General features: G+C 42.1%; 20 protein-coding genes and 1 pseudogene. 14 read left to right on the top strand and 7 right to left on the bottom strand.

Annotation, left to right across the window (positions count from 1 at the left end):
• Together FAM09_RS17480 and FAM09_RS17475 are read left to right on the top strand one after the other, a co-directional pair.
• Nucleotides 1–306, top strand: coding sequence for a hypothetical protein (locus tag FAM09_RS17480; RefSeq protein WP_136578413.1), 306 nt, complete (start codon nt 1–3; stop codon nt 304–306).
• Nucleotides 307–309: 3 nt separating this feature from the next.
• The gene (locus FAM09_RS17475) at nt 310–867 is read left to right on the top strand and encodes a DUF6939 family protein (RefSeq protein WP_208025592.1); all 558 of its coding nucleotides are present in this window, start codon (nt 310–312) and stop codon (nt 865–867) included.
• A 58-nt stretch (nt 868–925) separates the two neighbouring features.
• Here the strand turns inward: FAM09_RS17475 and FAM09_RS17470 are convergent, their stop codons facing one another.
• Nucleotides 926–1,375, bottom strand: coding sequence for a DoxX family protein (locus FAM09_RS17470; RefSeq protein ID WP_136578411.1), 450 nt, complete (start codon nt 1,373–1,375; stop codon nt 926–928).
• Between the two features lie 158 nt (nt 1,376–1,533).
• Entirely contained in the window at nt 1,534–2,019 is a 486-nt protein-coding gene (locus tag FAM09_RS17465; protein WP_136578410.1) for a hypothetical protein, read from the bottom strand.
• A gap of 782 nt (nt 2,020–2,801) precedes the next feature.
• On the opposite strand from FAM09_RS17465, the gene FAM09_RS17455 reads away from it, so the two are divergent.
• The gene (locus FAM09_RS17455; protein WP_136578408.1) at nt 2,802–3,182 is read left to right on the top strand and encodes a hypothetical protein; all 381 of its coding nucleotides are present in this window, start codon (nt 2,802–2,804) and stop codon (nt 3,180–3,182) included.
• 728 nt (nt 3,183–3,910) lie between these two features.
• Nucleotides 3,911–4,369: a hypothetical protein gene (locus tag FAM09_RS17450; RefSeq protein ID WP_136578407.1), complete on the top strand. Its 459-nt coding sequence runs from the start codon at nt 3,911–3,913 to the stop codon at nt 4,367–4,369.
• A 92-nt stretch (nt 4,370–4,461) separates the two neighbouring features.
• On the opposite strand, the gene panB is transcribed toward FAM09_RS17450, so the two are convergent.
• The 3 genes from panB to ppk1 form a co-directional block, all read right to left on the bottom strand.
• Nucleotides 4,462–5,283, bottom strand: coding sequence for a 3-methyl-2-oxobutanoate hydroxymethyltransferase (panB, locus tag FAM09_RS17445; protein ID WP_136578406.1), 822 nt, complete (start codon nt 5,281–5,283; stop codon nt 4,462–4,464).
• Nucleotides 5,284–5,556: 273 nt separating this feature from the next.
• Nucleotides 5,557–6,462: a Ppx/GppA phosphatase family protein gene (locus FAM09_RS17440; protein ID WP_136578405.1), complete on the bottom strand. Its 906-nt coding sequence runs from the start codon at nt 6,460–6,462 to the stop codon at nt 5,557–5,559.
• A gap of 8 nt (nt 6,463–6,470) precedes the next feature.
• Nucleotides 6,471–8,588, bottom strand: coding sequence for a polyphosphate kinase 1 (gene ppk1, locus FAM09_RS17435; protein WP_136578404.1), 2,118 nt, complete (start codon nt 8,586–8,588; stop codon nt 6,471–6,473).
• Nucleotides 8,589–9,465: 877 nt separating this feature from the next.
• Between ppk1 and rpmB the strand changes: the two genes are divergently transcribed.
• The 5 genes from rpmB to ftsY all read left to right on the top strand — a co-directional run bounded on the left by rpmB (nt 9,466) and on the right by ftsY (nt 11,759).
• Nucleotides 9,466–9,702, top strand: a complete 237-nt coding sequence (rpmB, locus tag FAM09_RS17430) for a 50S ribosomal protein L28 (RefSeq protein WP_081155212.1) — start codon at nt 9,466–9,468, stop codon at nt 9,700–9,702.
• Between the two features lie 23 nt (nt 9,703–9,725).
• Entirely contained in the window at nt 9,726–9,908 is a 183-nt protein-coding gene (gene rpmG, locus FAM09_RS17425) for a 50S ribosomal protein L33 (protein ID WP_038107717.1), read from the top strand.
• A gap of 96 nt (nt 9,909–10,004) precedes the next feature.
• On the top strand, nt 10,005–10,178 hold the full coding sequence (locus FAM09_RS17420; protein ID WP_136578403.1) for a DUF4295 domain-containing protein: 174 nt from the start codon (nt 10,005–10,007) through the stop codon (nt 10,176–10,178).
• A 108-nt stretch (nt 10,179–10,286) separates the two neighbouring features.
• The gene (locus FAM09_RS17415) at nt 10,287–10,739 is read left to right on the top strand and encodes a YqgE/AlgH family protein (RefSeq protein ID WP_136578402.1); all 453 of its coding nucleotides are present in this window, start codon (nt 10,287–10,289) and stop codon (nt 10,737–10,739) included.
• 60 nt (nt 10,740–10,799) lie between these two features.
• Nucleotides 10,800–11,759, top strand: coding sequence for a signal recognition particle-docking protein FtsY (gene ftsY / locus FAM09_RS17410; protein WP_136578401.1), 960 nt, complete (start codon nt 10,800–10,802; stop codon nt 11,757–11,759).
• Nucleotides 11,760–11,840: 81 nt separating this feature from the next.
• On the opposite strand, the gene FAM09_RS17405 is transcribed toward ftsY, so the two are convergent.
• Entirely contained in the window at nt 11,841–12,323 is a 483-nt protein-coding gene (locus tag FAM09_RS17405) for a hypothetical protein (protein ID WP_136578400.1), read from the bottom strand.
• A gap of 353 nt (nt 12,324–12,676) precedes the next feature.
• On the opposite strand from FAM09_RS17405, the gene rimO reads away from it, so the two are divergent.
• Entirely contained in the window at nt 12,677–13,987 is a 1,311-nt protein-coding gene (gene rimO, locus FAM09_RS17400) for a 30S ribosomal protein S12 methylthiotransferase RimO (RefSeq protein ID WP_136578399.1), read from the top strand.
• A 640-nt stretch (nt 13,988–14,627) separates the two neighbouring features.
• Here rimO and FAM09_RS30740 read toward each other — a convergent pair.
• Nucleotides 14,628–14,771, bottom strand: a complete 144-nt coding sequence (locus FAM09_RS30740; protein ID WP_153825462.1) for a hypothetical protein — start codon at nt 14,769–14,771, stop codon at nt 14,628–14,630.
• 83 nt (nt 14,772–14,854) lie between these two features.
• Here FAM09_RS30740 and FAM09_RS17395 point away from each other — a divergent pair.
• From FAM09_RS17395 to FAM09_RS17380, 4 genes and pseudogenes are all read left to right on the top strand, one after another.
• Nucleotides 14,855–16,339, top strand: a pseudogene (locus FAM09_RS17395) (aldehyde dehydrogenase (NADP(+))); the annotation flags it as partial.
• A 209-nt stretch (nt 16,340–16,548) separates the two neighbouring features.
• Entirely contained in the window at nt 16,549–17,550 is a 1,002-nt protein-coding gene (locus FAM09_RS17390) for a 4-hydroxyproline epimerase (protein ID WP_136578397.1), read from the top strand.
• Between the two features lie 137 nt (nt 17,551–17,687).
• Nucleotides 17,688–18,935 (top strand): NAD(P)/FAD-dependent oxidoreductase, encoded by a 1,248-nt coding sequence (locus tag FAM09_RS17385; protein WP_136578396.1) that lies wholly within the window; start codon nt 17,688–17,690, stop codon nt 18,933–18,935.
• 140 nt (nt 18,936–19,075) lie between these two features.
• Entirely contained in the window at nt 19,076–19,903 is an 828-nt protein-coding gene (locus tag FAM09_RS17380) for an SMP-30/gluconolactonase/LRE family protein (RefSeq protein ID WP_136578395.1), read from the top strand.
• Nucleotides 19,904–19,930: the final 27 nt, after the last annotated feature.

The following is a 19,930-nucleotide window of genomic DNA, read 5'->3' as shown; positions in this document are numbered from 1 at the left end:
ATGACAACGGAAAAAGCATTAAATGTTATATATGAAGGGTTACTGGGAGAGCAATCTATATTGGTTAAACTAAGAAATAAAGAAGGGTTGGATGAAGAAAAGTATGATTTAATTCTTGAAGCAATAGAAGTGTTGAAAGAGGCTTATAAAGACCAGGAATATATTCCCAAAAAACTGGCGCTGGCTTTTTTGGATGTTTCTAATTATTTTATTTTCGGCGATGAATGGTACCCCGAAGAAGAACAGGAAAAAATTGAAGATGCAGGCCATCAATTAGTACAGGCTGTTGACGAATTATTATCTTGAATTATGATTATAGTAGAAAGTAAGAAGAAATCGCTTGAAAAGTTAAGTAAAGTATATCCCAATGCCGTAATACTTGATGTAACATCAAAAGCACAAATGCCGTGGGTAAAGTTCAGCCCCTTTTATCCACACGGCGATATCCCTGTGCCAAATTGTTCATATCAGGCAATGTCTGTTGAAGGACTCTGGCAGGGGTTAAAAGTATTTGAACATGAGGACATTGATCTTAAGTCGTTCGATAACCGGACAATGAAAAATATCAAACGAACAGTTCGCAAACATGGCCAGGTGAAGGGCCATAGATTTGGCATTGGCTCTAATGATATTTTACCTTACATCGAAGCAAGGTTCAGCATCTATCTTCCCGCTTATGGCTGGATCCTCGATAATAAATTGCAGGATGAAATTGCTGAAATAAAAAAAATAATGCAGTTAAATGATGTGGTTTTATTAGATTATGAAACAAATACCGATCCTTATAATACAAGTAAGCCCTTGTCGCATGCAGGCTTAATTCAGAAATACATACAGGGTGAATGGCCAGTACGGGCCATAAATTGAATGCAATGTCCCGACTAAGGCAAATGTGTTGAAGCCTCAGCAACCAGATAAAAGCAGTTTATGTGTTCTTTTCCCGCTTTTTTTCATCAAAATACTTGTCTACACTCCACGGCCCGTTACCGGCAATAAGGAAATAAATAAGCCCGGCAAGGCATATAACTGTAATGGTCATTTGCTGAAAAGGACGGAACATTTCTTCCTGGTTAATAAAGAATATAGCACCAATTAAAATAGGGATCTGCATAATGCAGGCAGCGCGGGTGAGTAATCCGAATGCCAGCATAAGACCACCAACAAGGTGCGCAAAAACTATATAGTGGCTTAGGATACTTAATGCAAAATAACTGTTGGGCAGCATACCACTCATGCGGCTGATCATTGTACTCATGTTTTCGAGAAACTCAATCCCTTTGTAGCATAAGAATAATCCGAGGGCGAAGCGAAGAATGTCTGCCCATTTGGGATGATGCCTGTCACCCCAGTACTCAAGACGTTGAAGGAGGTTCATACGGCAAATTTTGAGTTAATAAAGAAAGAGCAGTATAAAGGTAGGTATATTATATTAGACTTCTTACACATGCATGACCTTCTAAAAAACACAAGCCCAACCGGTTTTCCGATTGGGCTTGTGCCTTGATTTATAGTTCAATAGCCTATTAATGCATATTAAACAGATACGCTGGCGCCTTTACCGTGTGAAAATAACCAGCCGGATAATTGTAAACCAGCCATTTTAAGCCTGTTAGGAAAAGAACCGGCAATGTTGCCAGTGTAATCAACAAACTGCACCATCACTTTGATCATGATCATCGATTCGTTCTTTGCTTTTTCCTGCCTGGCGGCTGAATAAACCAGCCATTTTTCCATTTCAGTGCTGTCTTCAACAATAACACCTTTACCCTGCACTTTTAAGCGATAGGCGATGCCCTTTTTAAAAAACTCTAAACGAACGGGAAATTCTTTCTCGAATGCTTCAATGTCCTGAGCAGGTTTAGGAATAACGAACCTGATCTCACTATTGTCATTGATCTCCATTTCAGTAACCAGGTGGTTCGGAAGTTTGAATAAAGAGTCACCCTCAGCAAAAAACAAGGCGCTGTTCAATTCAGATAGCTTTCTCTTCAACAACTTTCCGGGTAAATTAGAATTCATAGTATCCGTTTTATATTTAGAATAAAAAACAACGGTATGGATCTCATGCTTAAGGCTTAAAGCCTAACGCTCATTATTTGGATTTTGCGTTCTGCCTTCAGCGTTTTGCGTTCGGCATGAAAACTACCCAATTGCCATACCATTTTCCTTATCAATGATTCTTAACGTTTTAAAGCAGGTATATCAAAAAAATCAGTCCCACAATTGGACAGTTTTTTCCAAAATTGACATTCCTGGTTCAAGTACCGTTGGATTACCCGGTAAATTTGTAAACAAGTAGAATAAACTGGATTTATTAAACCTGGATTCCTTTTAGCAGAACAATTGATTTAACAGATTGTTCTTTAAGGTGCAGATAGCTTTTTCTTTCCTCATCTTGCAGATACTGCTCGAGACATTCCTCATTTTCAAAAGCTACCAGGTGGATTTCGAATGGGTGTTCTATTGAATTATCTACAAATGTACTACTTGTTGGCCGTAAACGTAAAAGAAGTTGTCCGCTATATTTCCACAAAAGGGGGAGAACTGCATCTTCATACTCGAAAAATTTATTTTCCTGTCCCTCTCTAATGTAAATGAGTTGTGTTATGTAAATCATTCAGGCCTAAAACTGCACATTTTTTTCTTTACTTGTAACTACAATTTTGTTAAACCGCTTAAAATAGCTCCACAAAAAAATCATAGGTGTGAATAAACGTCAGGGTTAGTGGGTAGTCTATTGTTATTGATCCGATTGATACTACTAACATCAATAGCGATCTACAATCAAAATACAAATACATATGAAACGAATTATCAAAATTACCACGCTGCTGTTATTGATTCTGCTGGTGACAGTCAATGCTTCTGCACAATCAAAAATGACGGAAGAACAAAAGAAAGAAGCCAAAGCAAAATACCAGGCTTATAAGGAAGAACTGAAGCTTACAGAAGATCAGTCAAATAAAGTAGATGCCATCAATACCACCTGGTTTGAAGGGATCGCTGAATTAAAAAGATCAGGCGCCCCTAAAATGGCGAGGTATAAAAAGTTCAAATCACTAAATGCAGATCGTGATAAAAAAATGAAAGAAGTATTGACGAAAGAACAATTTAAAACATACAAGCAGCAACAGGCTGAAATGAAAGATGAGTTTAAACAACGGAGAGCGAACCGGGAGTAGTCAATAGGCAATAAGCAATAGACACAATAGGCATAGTGTAATAATCCGAAAGCCCGATTATCGGCAGGCTTTGCCAATTGCATATTGCCAATTGGCAATTGACCCGGGTATTCCAATTCATAAGCTATTTATTCAAGAATCACCATTTACCATTACTGCAAAGCCCGTCTACACTGGCAATTGTTTGTGAAACACTTAATGTTAACATTTTCTATACACTTGGTTAATACTACGATAACACAATTAATTTATCTTTGCACTTTCATATGGCAAGCAATCGTTTGAGCCTTTTGTGTCTACAAAAGGCTTCTTTTTTTTAATAAAGTCCATTGGCTATAACCCCGGTTCATGCGCAAGTATATTCGTAAAAACACGCACTCCTTAAATGTTTTTTAACGATAAAGAATATATATAAATTGAAAATGAATCAATTACTGATTGGCGTTAAAAAAGTTTGTCACAAATGCTATGAAATCTCAAAATTAGTTTCATTCTTTGCATCACGTATCCGATGAGAAGCCTGCGCCCTGCAGGTAGAAAAAAGAATTTTCGATTTTGGGAATTAGCGATTTCGGGATTTAAATATTATTCATGATGCCCGCATAAATCAAATCGCCAAATCTCGAAATCACTCAATCAGCAATGACTTTCTTCCTGCCTATTTAATCAAGTTCCGGTGTTCCTGTAAAAACCTTAATCACATTGTTAACTTGATTATTACCGTACCAATGAACCCTTTTTACAAAACCTGGTTCCTGTTGATTGCATGCATTGTGATCAATACCACCACCACATTAGCTAACGATGGTCATGCAGCTCCATCAACATTTACAGCTACCCGTTTTATTACTTCGGTAAAAACATTTGATAGCATCATTACGGCTACTACGGCAGCCAAAGTATGTGCCTGTCAAATTTTGAACCTGCGTAGCAACAACCACCATGTAAAAAATGCAGTGGTCTTTGCCGAGAAAACTATTAGTGACGAACCAACTGATCTGGCCAAAGCCAGGCTCAGGCTCGAAAAAGAAAAGCGACTCCTTCGAATTCTGTTCTATAACAAAATAGAAGTGATCGCAAAAACAACTGCATCGACCGACTGCAATACGTTGTTCCTGCAATTAAAAAAGAAGCAAGCCAACCTCATGTTGTATGAAGTGTTGGATGCCGATGTAGCGGTTAGGTAGAACAGATGAATATCGAATATTAAATATTGAATGTTGAAGTAATGATTTATTTCACTCCAACATTCAATATTCGACATTTAATATTCTACATTTTAGTATTGTTCCTTATCGTTAGGGAAGTCTTTAGCCTTCACATCGTGAATATAATTCTTTACAGCACCGGTGATCTGTTCATACAAATTCAGGTATTGCCGTAAAAAGCGAGGTTTGAATTCGGTATTAATACCCAGCATATCGTGCATAACCAATACCTGTCCATCGCAATACATACCGGCGCCAATGCCAATGGTAGGTATTATGATCGATTCAGATACTTCTTTTGCCAGTTGTGCCGGTATTTTTTCCAGCACCACGCCAAAACAACCAGCTTCCTGCAACAGCTTTGCATCGTTTCGCAGTTTATTTGCTTCGGCTTCTTCGCGTGCCCGTACGGTATAGGTGCCGAACTTGTAAATAGACTGTGGCGTTAAACCCAGGTGCCCCATTACGGGAATACCCGCAGCCACAATGCGTTTAATTGATTCCAGTACTTCCTCGCCGCCTTCCAGCTTAACGGCATGCGCACCTGTTTCTTTCATAATGCGAATGGCTGAGGCCAGCGCTTCTTTTGAATTAGCCTGGTAAGTGCCAAACGGCAGGTCAACCACAACAAAACAACGGTTAATGCCGCGAATAACCGCGGAGGCATGATAGATCATCTGATCGAGGGTAATGGGCAGCGTAGTCTCATGACCAGCCATTACATTCGAAGCAGAATCGCCAACCAGTATTACATCAATACCGGCTTCATCAAACAACCGGGCAAAGGAATAATCATAAGCCGTTATCATCGATATTTTTTCTCCTACGGCCTTCATTCTTTGTAACGTATGGGTCGTTACTTTTTTTACTTCTTTGTTAACGTGTACCGACATACTTGGGAGTTTAGTGTATGAAAGGCGGGAGGGAATATGGCTCTGCATTAGAATAAAACACATTCATAATGCTCCTCGCAGTGTTAGTGGCTGCTAAGGTAAGGGAAAATGAAATGAGAAATCAAAAATGTGAAACAGAGAAATGAGAAAGTAGAGGATAAGATGTTAAAAATGAGGAAGTTCAGAATAATTGACTATAGACCAATGTTGCTGAATGCCTTGCCAATTGCATATTGCTTGGTGACTATTTGTCTTTTGCCCCCACTAACACCACTAGCTACTTACTACTAGCTTCCCTTCCATCTTCAACTCATCATACAAGTGCTGAATCAGTCCATCGGCCAAACCGATCTTGGGCACATAAATTTCTTCAATATTGGCCCAGCGCATCACATTTACATATATGAACAGGGCAGGCACGATCACATCGGCCCGGTCTTCGCGCAGTTTATAAATACGTATTCTATCGGCAACCGAAAAATTACTGAACTCCTTGTAATAGTCCTTTAACAGTTGAAGCGGTAATGGCTTGCCTTCTTTTCTTTTGGAGAGCGAGAATATTTTATTGATGTTTCCGCCTGAACCAATGGCAATAATATCATTATAGGGCTTCGTTTCGCGCTTCACAAAATCTTTCATTTCTCCCCATAAAAAATCATCTACCTGGTCTTTCAGCAATCGAATGGTACCAATATTAAAAGAACGTTTGAAAATGAGCCTGCCGTTGGCAAAGAAAGTAAGTTCGGTGCTGCCGCCACCTACATCAATGTATAAATAGGTATGATTCTTATCGAGATTTTCTGCAATATGATTTTCGTAAATGAAAGAAGCTTCTGCATCGCCGGTGATCACTTCAATGCCAATACCGGTTTCCCGTTTTACCCGTTCAATGATCTCTTTCGCATTGGTGGCATCGCGCATGGCAGAAGTGGCGGCCGCTTTGCAATGCTGTACACCATAAGCATCCATCAATAGCTTGTATGCTTTAATGGTATTGAGGATCATATCCTCTTTTTCCGGGGAGATCTTTTTTTCTTCAAATACATCAAAGCCTAAGCGCAATGGCACCCGAACCAGGTTGATCTTTTGAAATTGCGGTCTTTTGTTATTGGAAAAAATAACATCAGAGATCAGCAATCTCGCTGCATTACTGCCAATATCAATAGCCGCCAGTTTCATGTGTCAGTTTATACAGGTGTTTCACCAATTACTGCAGGTTCTGTAACTACAGGTGGTGGCAACCCGGGTATCACGTTCGTTTTTTGATGTAAGTAATTATATGTCTCAACCTGCGACCGTACTTTTTTATGTTTCCGGTCACGCATATACCGGTTACTTAATTCATTGTCCAAAATTCTGGCTTTTACATTATCACTGAGTTGTATTTCCAGGATATTTTTCAACACTTTTTTAATATTCTCGTCAAAAATAGGACAAGTAGCTTCAACACGGTGGTCGAGGTTGCGCACCATCCAGTCGGCCGATGAGATATATACCTTTTCATTACCATTATTATGAAAAATGAACACCCGGGCGTGTTCCAGGTACTCATCTATAATACTAATCGCTTTTACGGGCTTTTTAAACTTCTTGTTTTCTGAATACATACAGAAGATACCCCTAATGATGAGTTTTAGTTCTACGCCCGACCGGGCTGCTTCGTCCAGCTTTTCGATCAGGGTTTCATCACTCAGTGAATTCATCTTTAATATGATCTCGGCAGGTTTACCTTCTTTGGCATTTTTTATTTCCCGGTTAATGAGCTTCAGCAGTTCTTTCCGCAAATCGGTGGGGCAGGGGATAATGGTTTTGCAAGCTTTTAAAAAATGTATCCCATCCTTACTCTTCTCCAGGTAATTAAATATGCGGTTTACATCGGCCATTATATGCCGGTCGGCCGTAAGCAGGCAATGATCGCCATACACGGTAGCCGTTTTTTCGTTCAGGTTGCCGGTACTTATAAAACCGTAATGAATGGTGTGGTTATTCACCCGTTTTTTAATAAGACAGGCTTTGGCATGCACCTTCATATCGGCAATACTGATCAATACTTTTACGCCTTCTTCTTCCAGCCGTTCTTTCCACTCCAGGTTGGCTTCTTCGTCGAACCGTGCCCGCAGCTCGAGCATCACCGTTACCTGTTTGCCGTTACGCACTGCATTAACAAGGGCGTTTATCACTTTTGAATTGCTGGCCAGGCGGTAAGCGGTTATTTTAATCACCGTTACATCGGGGTCAATGGCAGCCTCGCGCAGCAGGTCAATAATAGGGTGGAAGGAGTGGTAAGGAAAATTGAGCATTATGTCTGTCTGCAACACCACATCCGTTACGCGCAGGGTGCTTTTCAGCATGGGATGCACAAACGGCCGTTTCCGGTGCCCCTTTTTCTCAAACACATCGGGAAAATCCATAAAATGCCGGAAATTATGGATCCGTCCGCCGGGGATCAGGCTGTCTTTGTGCGACAGGTTCAGCTTGCGGATCAGGTAATCGAGTAAACCTGAATCCATTTGTTTATCGAACACAAACCGCACGGGTTTACCTTTCCGTCGGTTCTTTACCCCCTTTTCTATCTTTTGAATAAGGCTGGTTGAAATGTCGCTGTCCATATCAATTTCGGCGTCCTTGGTCACTTTAAATACCCAGGATGCATATCGATCGTACCCGAAATAAGAGAAAATGCTTTTCAGGTTGAACCTGATCACATCTTCCAGCAAAATAATTTGGTGCTGGCCCGGCGGCGAAGGCAATTGAATGAACCGGCCATTGGCCTTGGCAGGAATTTCAACAATGGCATATTTGCGTTTCAGGGTGCCGTCTTTGCGGGAAAGCACCACGCCCAGGTAAATTGATTTTTCGCGCAGGTAAGGAAACTGCTGAATACTTTCGATCATGAGCGGAATGGTATTGCTCCGCACTTCTTCCTCAAAAAACGTTTGAACGAATTTCTGCTGTTCTTTATTCAGGGCTTTTTCTGTGATCAGGAAGATCTTTTCTTTTTCAAGTTCTTTATGCAGTCCTTCCCATATGTGGTTGAATTCGGTCTGTTGTTCCAGTACGATTTGCTGAATTTCATCAAGGATCTTGCCGGGCGCTATTTCCATGTGCATGTTCTTTTTACCTACCTGGGTCATGCGTTTCAGGGTTGCTACCCGAACCCGGAAGAATTCATCCATATTATTGGAGAAAATGCCTAAAAATTTGATCCGTTCCCGCAAGGGCACACTGGGGTCAGCAGCTTCCTGTAATACCCTGGCATTAAAAGATAACCAACTAATATCCCGTGCTATTGTCTTACGTTTCATCTGTGTGCTCATATTTGTTTTGGCAGAATTCCCCCTGGTAATTCCATTTAGGTTTAAAGAAATCTATCTAATTTCTGTGCCCGATTTCGAATCTTCATACAATTGGGTATGAAGATGTTCTGCCAAAGGTGAGAAGGCGTAAATTAAAATTAAATTAAGTAATTATTAAATCGATTGGTGAGAAAAAAGCAGATAAAGGCCTGGAGGGTTTCATATAAGCCTATTCTTGCATGAAGTTTGCCGCTATAAGGCATGCTTGAATTGTGAATAGGGCATGCTGGCTGTTCTCGTGTCGCTGAAGTTTCGGCGTCGGAGTATGGTGGCGCAATTGAAACGGCACCGACCTTTCTCACCCAGACTTTCCTCATTATTTCTTATTGTATCCCCCGCTTCGGTCCCGGGCCGTATTTGCTTCGTATTTGATTAACCGGTGTCCCGTATATATTTCGTACATGTCTCGTATATGTGCCGTATATGTCCCGTTCCTTTAATATGTACGGAACATGTACGAAACACCAACGAGATACATTAAAGATAAGTGCGATGTATTGGTTAATCAGATACGACCTGGGAACAATCCTGGGGCGAAGAAGGGTAAACAACAGGTAAAAAAGGAAACTCCCGTAAAAGCGCCGGTTCTCACCAGATCCGTGTAATTCTTAATTTTGCATGGGTGAAGCTCCTTTTAGAAAGTTTTAGAACGCTTCAGCAGGCACCGAAGCCCAATAAATGTGAATAACCTGGTCAAATTTACTAATTTGCACATTTCCAAGACGAACATATCCACAGATGTTGAAAAAACAACAAAAAAAGTTTGGTATTAATTTGTGGATTCCCTAGATTTTCCGACCTTTGCCGTCCTAAATTTTTATGCGTCATGGCTAGAGTATGTCAGGTGACAGGTAAAGTTCCAGTAACAGGACACAAAGTTTCGCATTCCAACATTAAAACCAAACGTAGGTTTTTACCGAATTTGCAAACAAAGCGTTTTTACCTGGCCGAAGAAGATAAATGGATCACCCTGAAGTTATCAACTGAAGGTATTCGTACTATTAACAAAAGAGGTTTGATGCCCGTAGTCAAAGAACTGCGCGCAAAGGGTGAAAAAATCTAATTAACTTTTAAAGCGTAATAACAATGGCAAAGAAAGGTAACCGAGTACAGGTAATTTTGGAATGTACTGAGCACAAAAACAGCGGACAGCCTGGTACCAGCCGGTATATTTCTACCAAAAACAAAAAGAACACTCCAGAACGCCTGGAGCTGAAAAAATACAACCCGATCCTGAAAAAGGTAACGGTTCACAAAGAAATCAAGTAATTGATTTGAAAATTTGAAGATGTGCCAATTTGAAAATTGACGCATCACAAGTGAAATTTTCAAATTTTCAAATTCACAAATTTTCAAATTTTTCCCATGGCAAAAGCAGCTTCTAAAAACGCGAAAACTAAAGATGCTAAAGCAGCAGCTGAAGCAAAAAACTGGACGAAGGTAATACGTGCTGTACGCAGTGAGAAGACTGGTGCATATACCTTCAAAGAAAATATCGTGCACAAAGACAAGATCAAAGAATTCTTAGCTGGAAAATAATTTTGGGTAAGGAAGTATTTTATCATAAGCTGTTCTCGTAAGGGAACAGCTTTTTTGCATTTCACCAATGTCTCCCCGTTTCTCCCGTTGTTAAATTACCTTCGCTTCATGAAACCAGGACTCTTTTTAAAAAGCACCTCCCTGCTAAATGATACCGTTTTTGAAAATTCAGTGGTTTTTATTACCGAATACAACGACAAGGGAGCTATGGGCTTTGTGGTTAATCAAAAATTCCCCAGAAAGCTAAACGAACTGGAAGAGTTTAAAACCATAAAACCTTTTCCAATATACCTGGGCGGTCCGGTAGACCAGGAGCACCTGTATTTTATACATCAACGGCCAGATCTAATAGAAGGAGGAGTACCGGTAACCGATAACATTTACTTTGGGGGAAATTTTAAGCAAGCCGTGATACATATTAACAATCAAATTATTACCGAGAAAGATTGCATGATATTTTTAGGCTATTGCGGCTGGGATCACCATGAGCTTGACGAAGAAATAGCGGAAGGTAGCTGGGCTGTGCAGGAAACCGGAGATCCATTTTCGGCACAGCTTTAAAAAAGCCTGATTGCCGATTAACGATCATAAATCAATTATCTTAGCCTTAAAATCAGGAAAATGAGTTTTTTCGGGAAGTTGTTTGGTAAAAAAGAAAAAGAATCGCTCGACCAGGGACTGCAGAAAACCAAAGAAGGATTTCTGTCGAAGATCACCAAAGCCATTGCCGGCAAAAGTACAGTAGATGAAGAAGTGCTCGATAACCTCGAAGACGCCCTGGTAAGCGCCGATGTGGGCATTGATACCACCGTTCAGATCATTGGACGCATAGAACAACGTGTAGCAAAAGACAAATATCTCAATACCAACGAGCTGAACAGGATATTACAACAAGAAATTGAAGCAATATTAGTAGATGCTCCGGAAAGTAATTCCTATAGTTTCAATACCGAACTGCCTACCAGGCCCTATGTAATGCTGGTGGTTGGAGTGAATGGGGTAGGAAAGACCACTACCATCGGTAAACTGGCGTATAATTTCAAAAAAGCCGGTAAGTCGGTTTTGCTGGGCGCCGCAGATACCTTCCGCGCTGCTGCAGTTGACCAGCTAACCATCTGGAGTGATCGGGTAGGTGTTCCCATCGTAAAACAAGCCATGGGTTCCGACCCGGCTTCAGTAGCCTTCGATACCGTGCAAAGCGGTCTGGCCAAAGGCGTTGATGTGATCATTATCGACACCGCCGGCCGGTTACACAACAAAGCCCACCTGATGGATGAACTGGGTAAGATCCGCCGGGTGATTCAAAAACAGATCCCCGAAGCGCCGCATGAAGTACTGCTGGTGCTCGATGGTTCTACCGGACAAAACGCTTTAGAGCAGGCGAAACATTTTACAGCCACCACCGATGTATCGGCTCTCGCCATTACCAAACTCGATGGAACGGCTAAAGGTGGTGTGGTGCTGGCCATCGCCAATCAATTTAAAATACCGGTGAAGTTCATAGGAGTAGGTGAGAAAATGGAAGACCTGCTGGTCTTCGACAAACATGAGTTTGTAGACAGTTTGTTTAAGTTGGGGTGACATTAAAAACCAAACATCTTATAAATAAAAAAACGTCCCGAAGCCCGGGACGTTTTTTATTTAATGCATTTTCAAATCCTCTTAGAAGGTAAACTTGATGCCTAATCCACCCCAAACACCAACATAAGCGCCATTCAGGAACTCTACATAAGGATTAATATCAAGGCTCAGGGCAATAGGAGCGCCGTTGATCTTGTAATCGAGGCCCAGTACGCCGTCAACACCCAATGAAGCATCGCCATCATCATAATATTCACCATTACGATGCCAGCGTTCATTGTAAACACCAAAGTGGGCGCCGGGGCCAACATACCATTTCAGGCCTGGGGCGCCATTGATATCACCGTGCACTTCATATAAACCGGTAAAACGAAAACCATGTCCCCAGAAATAGGCAATGCCTTCCAAAGCCCGGTTATCGCGGATAAAATGTTTTACAGTTAAACCACCAGGCCAGAATTTAGCACCAATAGCAGTGCGATATTCTGATCCCATGGACTGGGCCTGGGTACGGGAAACGGTCAAAAGGGTCATTAAGCCTAAAAGAGCAACGATTCTTTTCATAAATATTCAATGTTTGGTCAATAACACTTTTAAAAACTATGCCAAATCGTACATAATTTAAAAACAAGTATAAGCGCCTCAGCCTCAATACCCTTTACTACAATAGGCTGCGCAATATTACACCTAAACCCGTAAAACACAAAGAGTTTAACAATTGTTGGGCGGGCAACCAAAATTTCAAATAACAAATCACATTATAAAATCACAAATATTAAATCGCGAAACCTCAACCTTAAATTGGGTTAAGTAACCAGGTTTTTTGTGATTTGAGGTTTTGGAAATTGGTTCTTTGTATTTGCTTGTAGCTTGAAGCTTGCAGCGTGCAGCTTTCTTTAGTACCTTTGCGCCCTTATATGAAAGTAAGATCACATAAAAAAGATAAGGTTAACATCATTACGCTAGGCTGCAGCAAGAACATGGTAGACAGTGAAGTGTTGAGCGGTCAATTAAAAGCGAATGATATTGAGGTGATACATGAGAACAAGAAATCAGATCACAATATTGTTATTGTAAATACCTGTGGTTTTATTGATAAGGCCAAGGAAGAATCCATCAACACCATTCTGGCGCAGGTGGAACGCAAACGCCGCGGCCAGTTGGATAAAGTATATGTAACAGGTTGCCTGAGCGAACGGTATAAAAATAACCTGGAGCAGGAAATTCCTGAAGTAGATGCTTATTTCGGCACCATGGAGCTGCCGTTGATCCTGAAACAATTTGAAGCCGATTATAAGGCTGAACTGTTAGGCGAACGCTTGCTTGCTACGCCTACCCATTACGCCTACCTGAAAATTTCTGAAGGTTGTAACCGTACCTGCTCTTTTTGCGCCATTCCACTCATGCGCGGACAACACATCAGCAGAACTATTGAAGACCTGGTTAAAGAAGCGGAAGGCCTGGTGAGGAAAGGCGTTAAAGAAGTTATGCTTATTGCCCAGGAGCTTACTTATTACGGCCTGGATATTTATAAAAAACGCATGTTGCCCGAGCTGTTAAACCGCCTGGCCGATGTAAAAGGCCTGGAATGGATCCGGCTGCATTATGCATATCCATCTAAATTTCCATTGGAGATCCTGGATGTAATGCGGGAGCGTGATAACATTTGCAATTACCTCGATATGCCGCTGCAACATGCCAGCGACAATATGCTTAAAGCGATGAAACGCCAGATCACGCAGGCGGAAATGACCGAGCTCATCAGCGCCATCAGGGAGAAAATACCTGGCATTTGTTTACGTACTACATTAATTGCGGGTTTCCCGGGCGAAACACAGGATGATGTAGAGTCGTTAAAGTCGTTCCTGAAACAACACCGGTTCGAGCGGGTGGGCATCTTTACGTATTCGCATGAAGAAGGAACTTCAGCGCATGGCCTCGAAGACAATATTCCGCACGAAGAAAAAGAATTACGGGCACAGGAGATCATGGAAGTGCAGCAGGATATCAGCTACGAAAAGAACCAGGAGAAAGTTGGCAAAACATTCAAGACGCTCATCGATAAAAAAGAATCAGGCCGCTACTTAGGCCGTACTGAATTTGATAGTGTGGAAGTAGACAATGAAGTGATCGTTAACAGCTCCAGAAAATTAACCATCGGCGAATTTGTACATGTAAAGATCACGAAGGCGTACGATTACGACCTGGAAGGTGAAGTAGTAGAATAGTTTGTAGTTTGTGGTTGTTGCTGCAGTTCGGGCAGGCTCATTACATGCAGCAGTTTTGTTATTTGTAACCTCCAACATCTCACCCCGGAACTAACTATAAACAATAAACTATAAACCATAAACTAATAATTATTACCACAAAGTTGTATTGCAGCCATATTTATTTAGCAATACCTTCGCATTGTAAATATTTTACATTGAAAGATCAATGATCAAATATTTTCACAGTAATATTCGTCATTCAAATTAGAGGTTCCGTTAATCAATAGTCCATTAATCGATAGTTTACTAATTGGCTCAATGGAGGCAATGGCAAATCCGGAAAGGTTTACGAAGCAGATCTATACCGGGCATTACAGTGGATAATTTAGTAGTGCGACGATATTTTTTTTACTGTATGTTATCCACACGGGCAGGCGCACAACCTCATGTGCCTGCCTCTTTATTTTATTAGGTGCTAAAAAAAGTTTGCAGTCCTAATTAATTAAATAAATGTGACATACCATTAACAAAAAAAAATAATAAATACACAAACTAAAATTATAAAGTAGTTTATTTAGCCGGTAAATTTGAGCCAGGTTAATTTGCTTTGTTATCATTAGTAGCAACTCTCCAAACAGAGGGTTTAGGTTCTGATTATTCATTTATGCTGTAAAGCCAGCATATCCCGGAATAAGTTAACAGTGAAAGAAAGATCTTCTTTCTTTCCTGTTAATCCGGCATCGCCCGCCGAAGCCATGGCGAAAGCGCTGTAACAATCCCACCAATTAACAATAATTATCAATTTAGCTTCAATATTTCACGCAGGGATATTGGTTAAAGGAATGTATAATACCTTTGTAACCCGATACAACGGTAAATACATTAACTATGTTTAAAGATGCTTCTTCACACGAGATAGATCAGGCACTGAATAATGCATGGCAGGCTTTTCATCAATACCGGAAGTGTTCGTTAAAAGAAAGGGCGCAATTTATGCGCAGCATTGCGGTGGAACTTGAAAATGCAGGCGATGAATTGATACAAACCGCTATGCGGGAAACCAATTTGCCCGAGGCGCGTTTACGCAATGAAAGGGCCCGCACCATGTTCCAGCTAACCAGTTATGCAGATGCCTGTGAAAGGGGAGAATGGCTTGAAGCAAGGATCGATACGGCGAATGCTTCTAAAACGCCACCCAAACCAGATCTCCGCAAAATGCTGATCCCTTTGGGCCCGGTTGTCGTATTTGGCGCCAGTAATTTTCCATTCGCTTATTCCACTGCAGGCGGCGATACAGCCTGTGCTTTTGCAGCCGGTTGCCCGGTTATTGTAAAAGCACATCCGGCGCATGCTCAAACTTCTGAATTAGTAGCACAAGCCATATTGAAAGCAGCCGGCAAATGCAACCTGCCTAACGGCGTTTTTGCGCACGTACACGGCGTTTCGCAGGAAGTAGGAAAGGCGCTGGTAACGCATCCTCATACCAAAGCAGTTGGTTTTACCGGTTCGTATCTCGGTGGCAAAGCCTTGTTCGATTGGGCAAACCAACGCAAAGAGCCGATTCCCGTGTTTGCAGAAATGGGTAGTGTGAATCCCGTGTTCCTGTTCCCTGAAAAATTGAAACAGAGTGCAGTTGATGTGGCGAAGATGTATGCCGGCTCTATTACGCTGGGGGTTGGACAATTCTGCACCAATCCCGGATTGATCTTCGGCATTGAAGGCGATGAACTGCAACAATTCATTACTACTTTGGGCAATGAAATAAAAGCAATAAGCCCGGGCACTATGCTGCACCCCGGCATTTCAAAAAATTATGCGGAGAACAGGGCTCGCGCCTTATCGCAACAACAGGTACAAACAGTAGCTATAAGCGATGCACAGGCTGCGGCCAACCAGGGAATACCTACCATTGCTTCTGCCAGCGGCGAAGCGTTCCTAAACAATCCCATCTTACACCAGGAGGTATTTGGCCCATATTCAATTGTCATTCGTTGTAAAGACAAAGGGGAATTGCTGGAAGTTGTACGGCATTTGGAAGGACAATTAACCGCCACCCTGATGGCCACTGAAAAAGATATTACAGATAATGATGAACTGGTGGAAGCCGTAAAAAATATTTGTGGACGATTTATTGTGAACGGCGTTCCTACCGGCGTGGAAGTATGTTTAAGCATGCACCATGGCGGTCCTTTCCCGGCAACAACCGATTCGCGATTTACCTCTGTAGGCGCAGATGGCATCAAACGATTTGCCCGCCCGATTGCTTATCAAAACTGGCCTGATAGTCTTTTGCCAGAGGAATTAAAGAATAATAATCCTTTAGATATTTGGAGAACGGTGAATGATGTGGTAACGAAGGCCAGTTTGTAGTTTGTAGTTTGTCGTTTGTGGTTGCTGGCGCGCTTTGAGGTTTTACCTGAAATTTCGGAAATCGCAATAGGCATCGGCCCAAAACCACTCAGAAATCCTGACTTAAAGAACAACAAACCACAAACCATAAACCACAAACCATATTGCGGTTTCTTGCGGCATAGAAATTTATTTTCATTACTAATTTTTTACTACTTTACTCGCGGTCCATGAAGAAAACTTTTTTCTGTATCGATGCACATACTTGCGGTAACCCGGTACGCCTGGTAGCCGGTGGAGGTCCTGTACTGGAAGGAAAGAACATGAGTGAAAAACGCCAGCATTTTTTAAAGGAATATGACTGGATCCGTAAAGGCCTGATGTTTGAACCACGCGGCCACGACATGATGAGTGGCAGTATCCTGTATCCGGCGCACGATCCGCAAAACGACATAGCCGTTCTCTTCATTGAAACCAGCGGTTGTTTACCAATGTGCGGCCACGGTACCATTGGCACAATTACCATTGCTATTGAAGAAGGATTGATAGCGCCTAAAGTACCTGGTAGCGTGCGGTTGGAAACACCAGCCGGCCTGGTAATGATCAGCTATAAACAGGAAGGCAAAAAAGTAAAAAGCGTCGAGCTCGTGAATGTACCGGCTTACCTGGCAGCAGAAGGCTTACAAGTGACTTGCCCCGATTTGGGTGAACTCACCATTGACGTTTCGTATGGTGGTAATTTTTATGCGATCGTTGATGTGCAGGCTAATTTTAAAGGGCTGGAACATTATGGCGCCGATCAATTGATCGCCTGGGCGCGTGAATTACGCAAACGAATAAACGCGCAATACCAGTTTGTACATCCGGAGAACCCAACCATTAATGGTTGTTCACATATCTTATGGACTGGTTCTGTAATTGATAAAAATGCAACGGCCCGCAATGCGGTCTTTTACGGAGATAAAGCCATTGATCGTTCTCCTTGCGGAACCGGTACTTCAGCCCGCATGGCACAATGGTATGCAAAAGGTAAATTGAAAAAGGGCGATGCCTTTATACATGAAAGCATCATCGGGTCGCAGTTCGTTGGCCGTATTGAAGAAGAAACTACGGTAGCCGGAAAGCCGGCTATTCGTCCAAGCATAGAGGGATGGGCCAAGGTGTATGGGTACAATACCATTTCCATTGACCCGGATGACGATCCGTATGCGTATGGGTTTCAGGTAATTTAAAGAGCGAGTAGTAAATAGCGAGTAGCGAGTAGGAGAAAGCCAGTAGAAAGTATCGAGCTTCGAATTTAAAATCCCACTAGCCACTTACCACTAGCTACTAGCCATATTCCGCTAGTTTATACAACCAAACAATAAACATGAGTAAAAATGTAACGATAATAGGCGCCGGAGTAATTGGTCTTTGCTGCGCATATTACTTACAGAAAGAAGGATACGAAGTAACGGTTATTGAAAAGGGCGACATTACCGATGGCACTTCTTTTGGCAATGCCGGTTACGTATCGCCCAGTCACTTTGTTCCACTCGCTACGCCCGGAATAGTTGCGCAAGGCTTGCGCTGGATGCTCAGTTCAACCAGTCCGTTTTACATAAAGCCCCGCTTCAACCTCGATCTCATCAAATGGTTAATGACCTTCTGGAAGCAGGCGAATGCGCAAACAGTAAAACAAAACGTTCCGCCCTTAAATGATATTCTGCAATTAAGCCGTGAATTGACCAGCGATATAAAAAACGACCTTGGCAATAACTTCCGCATGCAGGAAGTAGGTTGCTTCATGTTGTATAAATCGGCAGCTATTGAAAAACACGAAATAGAACTGGCCAATGAAGCTGCTGCGCTGAATATTGAAACCAAAATTTTAAATGCACAGGAGGTACAGGCCATGGAGCCTGATGTGCAGGTGGATGTAAAGGGTGGGGTATTGTACCCGATAGATTGCCACATGCATCCTGGCGACTTCATGCGCACATTAAAAACGCATTTGCAAAAGAGTGGAGTAAAACTACAATTGAACACTACCGTAAAAGGTTTTGAGAAAAAAGGAAATACAGTTACTGCAGTTATCACGAACCAGGGCAAATTTGAATGTTCTCAAATGGTGCTGGCGAGTGGATCGTGGTTGCCGGTGGTAAGTGAAAAGCTGGGCGTTTCCCTCTTGTTACAAGCCGGCAAGGGCTATAGCATGACGTATGAGAACGTACAACGCAACCTGCGTTACCCTGCGATATTAGTCGATAAACGTGTAGCCATGACGCCCATGGGCGCCGATCTGCGTATGGGCGGTACTATGGAAATAAGCGGGCTCAATTCTCCTTTATTAATAAAGCGCGCGCATGCCATTTACAATGGCGCCAAAGCCTATTACCCCGATCTGCCGGTGGAGGCAATGCCAAAAGAAAAGATCTGGTATGGATTACGGCCGCTTACACCCGATGGACTGCCTTATATTGGCCATCATAGCAAATATACCAACCTGGTTATTGCAGGCGGTCATGCCATGCTGGGCTTGTCACTGGCTGCCGCAACCGGAAAATTAGTAGGAGAACTGATCGATAAAAAGAAGCCTAGCATTGATTTGAAGGCGTTTTCGCCCGAAAGGTTCTAAAAGTTTGTTGTTTGTAGTTTATGGTTTGTGGTTCTTTAATTTCAGACTCAAAGTTAAATTCTGGCAGTTGGCAGCAACCACAAACAGCAAACCATAAACCACAAACCTGTATCTTTAGACCCTCAAAATAAGCTACACATATGAAAAAACACCTTATTACCGGGACAGTGATCCTTGCAACTCTGTTTGCCAATGCACAGGAACATCAGCTTGTTAAAAAATGGGAAACAGACTCCTTATTGAAAGTGCCGGAAGGGGCATTGTATGATGCAGAGAATAAAGTCATATATGTGTCCAATATTGATGGACAGCCCTGGGAAAAAGATAACAAAGGCTCTGTGGGCAAAGTAGGGCTCGATGGCAAGATCATTACGGTGGATTGGGTAAGCGGTTTGCAGGCGCCCAAGGGTATGGCGCTGTATAAGAACAACCTGTATGTAGCTGATGTTGATAAGGTGGCCGTAATAGATATAAAAAACGGAACTATTGCCCAAACCATTCCGGTTGAAGGCGCTGAGCGTTTGAATGATATCACAGTAGATAAAAAAGGCGTATTGTACGTTTCAGATTCTAAAGTTAAAAGGGTTCATCGCATCGAAAACGGGCAGGCTACCACCTGGCTCGATAGCCTTAAAGGGCCCAATGGCGTATTGATCAACGGTAATGACCTGTTTGTACTGGATGCGGGTGGTTTATATAAAGTAGAAAAAGATAAAACATTCACCAAACTGGCCGACGGCATGGAAGGCGGCACCGATGGCGTTGAACATGTAAAGGGAAAAGATTATATCGTTAGCTGCTGGGCTGGTGCCATCTGGTATGTGAAAGGCGACGGCACCAAACAAAACCTGCTCGATACGCGTGCACAAAAGATCAATACGGCCGATATTGGATATGATGCCAAAAACAGGATCGTATATGTTCCCACCTTCTTCAAAAATAGTCTCGTGGCCTATGAACTAAAGTAGTAATGGAACGTTAAAATTGACGACCAG

Source organism: Niastella caeni, assembly GCF_004834005.1.
Lineage (GTDB): Bacteria > Bacteroidota > Bacteroidia > Chitinophagales > Chitinophagaceae > Niastella > Niastella caeni.
This window is presented reverse-complemented; position numbering and strand designations above follow the sequence as displayed.